The 3,969-nt window shown below is 40.4% G+C and carries 6 protein-coding genes and 1 pseudogene; all 7 read right to left on the reverse strand.

What is annotated here, in order from left to right; all coding sequences use genetic code 11:
* Positions 1 to 278, reverse strand: a 278-nt coding sequence (locus L1N82_RS18350) for a hypothetical protein (protein ID WP_235288921.1), incomplete at its 3' end; no start/stop codon positions are given.
* A 401-nt stretch (positions 279 to 679) separates the two neighbouring features.
* Complete coding sequence (locus L1N82_RS23625; RefSeq protein ID WP_407946779.1) at positions 680 to 793, reverse strand: helix-turn-helix domain-containing protein; 114 nt, start codon at positions 791 to 793, stop codon at positions 680 to 682.
* Between the two features lie 194 nt (positions 794 to 987).
* Positions 988 to 1,509 carry a hypothetical protein gene (locus L1N82_RS18355; RefSeq protein ID WP_235288922.1) on the reverse strand — a complete coding sequence of 174 codons (522 nt, stop codon included), beginning with the start codon at positions 1,507 to 1,509 and terminating at the stop codon, positions 988 to 990.
* A 134-nt stretch (positions 1,510 to 1,643) separates the two neighbouring features.
* Positions 1,644 to 2,516, reverse strand: a pseudogene (locus tag L1N82_RS18360) (IS3 family transposase); the annotation flags it as partial.
* 11 nt (positions 2,517 to 2,527) lie between these two features.
* Positions 2,528 to 2,818 (reverse strand): transposase, encoded by a 291-nt coding sequence (locus L1N82_RS18365; protein ID WP_235288924.1) that lies wholly within the window; start codon positions 2,816 to 2,818, stop codon positions 2,528 to 2,530.
* A 302-nt stretch (positions 2,819 to 3,120) separates the two neighbouring features.
* Positions 3,121 to 3,462: a hypothetical protein gene (locus L1N82_RS18370; RefSeq protein WP_235288925.1), complete on the reverse strand. Its 342-nt coding sequence runs from the start codon at positions 3,460 to 3,462 to the stop codon at positions 3,121 to 3,123.
* Positions 3,463 to 3,477: 15 nt separating this feature from the next.
* The coding region (locus tag L1N82_RS18375; protein WP_235288926.1) for a polymorphic toxin-type HINT domain-containing protein at positions 3,478 to 3,969 on the reverse strand (492 nt) is incomplete at its 5' end.

Below are 3,969 nucleotides of genomic sequence, written 5' to 3' on the forward strand. Positions count from 1 at the left end.
TCATAGATGATTTCCTTATCATTTCGATAAAGATGCGTGACTTCCTTGTAAGCCAACTCTCCATCAGGGTTATTCTCATCCTTAGCGAGAACCATATCTCCGACTTCAATGTCTTCTATATTCTTCTCCCTTTCGTCTGTCAGAACCTTCGTTCCGGCAGTGAAGCAGTTGCACGGACTGGAATTCTTGTTCTGTGTCTTCCTTGGTTCCTGGCGGACCTTCTTCATCCGCTTGCGGAAATTCACAAAATTTGCGTTAGAAAACGCCGGAAGAAGCATGAAGCAAGGCCTTTCACCATGTCCGGAATTTGCGGAAAAGGCGTTGAAATACGCCAAATGCGAAATGGATGGAAACAAAAGAAAGAACTTGAAGGATAAGTCCCTCAAGGTCTCAAGTACACGCTTCAATATTTAATAGTTGCTTTTCCAATTCCCAATTTGGAGGTCTCTTATTCGGATTCGTCCAAGGAGTCCCTCTCGTTATCCATTCATTTCGGTACTCCTCAAATGTCTTTCCTAAGTCTAAATCGTCATATCCAGACTGGAAACCACAACAATCACAAATAATAAAGTTTGGGGCATCGTCTTCAAGATACTGTGGCCATTCCAACTGATCAAAACCACAAACATTACAAATACACACAGTTTCACCCTTCTTTTATTTCAAGTCGTTAAAATAATTAACACCTTGCCAGGGTGCCGTCTTGCTCATAACTCCGAACCCAGTCTCGAACCGTAGTGTAATGAACACCCAGCTCTATTGCGGACTCTCGAATGGTTGACTCTCCACTCAAGATTCATAATGCGACCTGCTCTTTAAATGCTTTATCAAACTTCTTTTTCCCATGTAAATAATTCCATTTATTATCATAAAAGATTTCTATGTGCCCATCTATTCGGGGCAGGATCTGTCGTTCCGTCATACCAATCGGTATTGGCGGGGTAAAAGAAATGACCTTGAGGATTGCCGTCCCCAAGGTCAACTACGCTATTGTAGTAGTTCCTGTTTTAGTCTGTCTATTCTTCCTAACTCATAAGAATACTCGCAATCAGAACCAAACGTATTAGTCATGTAGGTGAAAAACTGATCTGCGCCATGAACTAATGCAATTAGAAAATCATTTTTAGGTAATACGAAAGTGGTTATTTCACTACCTTCAACTGAAAATAGCATTAACTCTTTAGAGGTCTGGCGGAGAGTTATTTTGACAGGTTGGTCAGGGAAATATAGACTACCTTCACCTTTTTGAAGTACATCATCAATTAGATTCATAATGTATGCCCATAATTGGTCAACTAAATCCCAATACCTCATATCTAATATACTGTCGCCGTAATACTTTAGACAAATCGCTCCATTAAGATAATGGAAATCAAGGTCTTTGTGGATTGCATTTAGACCTGTCGAATCAGTAATTTCAACAAAATAGTTTTGAGGATTATTAACTACATCTCTTAAATCAGTAACATTACACTTGGGTTTCATTAAATATGAATCAACTTGAAACATCGTATCACCCTTACGGAGAATAAAATTGTCCTACACGTCCATTATTGAACCTAATGACATATTCCTTTCTGTTATGGATTGGAGTTGTCAACAAAAGTGCAGTTTGAAAACACACTCATCCAGAAATCCCGTTACTAAGCTGCTTGTGATAGCATTCTTTCGCGATAAATTGCTGGGGGCCAGCCCCCTGGGTTGGAGGTGTATATCCGCCGCCTGTTGTAGTAGACCATGATGTATCTGAAGATGATCGATTTAATATGGGCCATGGGATAGCGCTCTGTGTTGATCTTGTATAGCTTTTCTTTCTTTAGCGTAGCAAAAAAACTTTCCATCCTTGCATTATCATAGCAACGGCCTGTACCACTCATGCTTTGAATGGCACCTCGTTTAGCTAGACTCTTCCGGAAAGCATGGCTCGTAAATTGGCTGCCTCGATCGCTGTGATAGATCATTCCGCGAGCATTCCTTGCTTTACAGGCATTTTCAAAGGCCTGAATGCAGAGCTCTTTGCGCATATTATCGTCCATGGCGAGGCCTACGATCTCTCCGTTAAAACAATCCAATACAGCAGACAGATATAGCTTACCGTCTGAACAAGGGATTTCGGTGATATCCGATAGCCACTTTTGGTTGGGTGCTGAGGATCTGAAGTCTCTCTGGATTAGGTTCTCGCTCTTTTGAGCTGCGGCATCCTCGCGTGTAATGCCGTGTGAATGACGCTTGGCTTTCTTCAATAGGTCATGCTTCTTCATGATCCGATAGACAGTGCTGTAGCTGGTCATGATATCTATTTGTGACAGCGCCAGCAGAACACGCTGGACACCGTAATTGCTGTTGTCTTCATGTTCACCGATGATTTCTGTGATTTTGACCAGAAGGCGTTGCTGCTTCTCTTGCTTAGGTGTGGGCTTCAAGCTGCGGTAATAGCCCGATTCACTGACAGCAAGTATATCGCACATCTCCTTGACGGTCCATCGATCCCGTCGTTCACGGATGTAAGCATAGAGCCTACATGCCTTTACCGCTTCCGGTCTTTTGCGAAAAAACCGAGTGCATCCTTGAGAATTTCATTCGCGCGGCGCAGCTCGACTATTTCTTTTTCTAATTCGATTTCACGTGCAGTCTTATCGGCAGACGCATAAGCGCTTCCGCTTCCGATATGCGCTCCGTCGCCGTGCAGGGTTCTTCGTTTTCTCCATTCCTGCAACGTATAGTAGGATACGCCTAACTGCTCAGCTGCTTTTTTAGATCCAATCTCATCGCTCAATCTTACGGCTTCTTCTTTGAATGCTTTATCGTACCGATTCATTGTCCCCCGTCCCCTCATTATCTTTCATTCTATTTCATATGAGGGTGTTTTTCGACTGCATTATTATCGTAGCACTCCAGATTTCTGTCCTATGCTACATTCCTTTAGTTCCATTGCTCGCAAGGAAATCTCTATTTGGGTGGATAATTGATTTAAAAGCACTAGTAATTTTGTCTCAATATACGATTCTCGTTTTTTAGTAAATATAAAAAGGAAAAAAGCGGCAACATGGACACCACTTTTTTCCCCATCTCATACTCTACATGCTATGACCTAAAATTAAACTTTACCTTTGTTAAGAGTTAATTATATGCTCCAAAATACTCATCTGAGAACTCTCCATTAATGGTGTATTCTATATCATAATAAAACTTTTGAATCTCTGTCTTAGGATGTAAAAGTTCAAGGCACACTCGAAAAAAAGGAATCACTCTATCGTGGTTATTTATAAATAACTCAATGCACTTATAACGAATGATGTAGTCCTTAAATCTCAAACCATCCTCAAGTTTCCCTTCTTCTTCACTCAAATAATTTGAACAGCTATTATTTATTAGATTTTCTAGTAACTTTATTGAGTTATTTTTTAACTCATTAAAATTATAATGTTGGTTAAATATGAATTCAACATCTAATAAGCTCATGTAACCACTCCTAATTTACTTTTTACCTTTAGTAATGTAATCGAATATCAAGTTACCATTATCGTCAATTCTCCCATAAACCCTAAGATGGTTAGATGCTTTGGCTACTTTTATTTTGAATGTGTAAAGATTCCCTTTATGGATTATTTGTTCGTTTTTTGAAAGCAGAATTATTCCATTATCACCTTGCCGAGCATTTGCTAATCCTTTTTTCATTGCTCGTGCAAACTGCTCATTCAACCCTAGCTCTTGCAACTCTTTATATGTGGAACGTTGAATCCATCTAGAATCCGGTAGACAACCATTCGTATTATGCACCCATATTCCAATATCCGTTACATAATAAGTATGGAAGTCCGCAACCGTAAAGTTGTAAACCGTTACTGGTTCACCCAGTTTGACGAACTCAACTTTATCAATCGTCAGGTTGCTTCCGTCAGCCTTTTGGAGTTTGTCGCCCACCTGAAGTTCATCTGCGAAGACCCACCCTTTTCCTTCAACCCAGAA

The sequence above is a fragment of the Paenibacillus tarimensis genome (genome assembly GCF_021532315.1).
In the GTDB taxonomy this organism is placed as follows: Bacteria; Bacillota; Bacilli; order Paenibacillales; family Paenibacillaceae; genus Paenibacillus_I; species Paenibacillus_I tarimensis.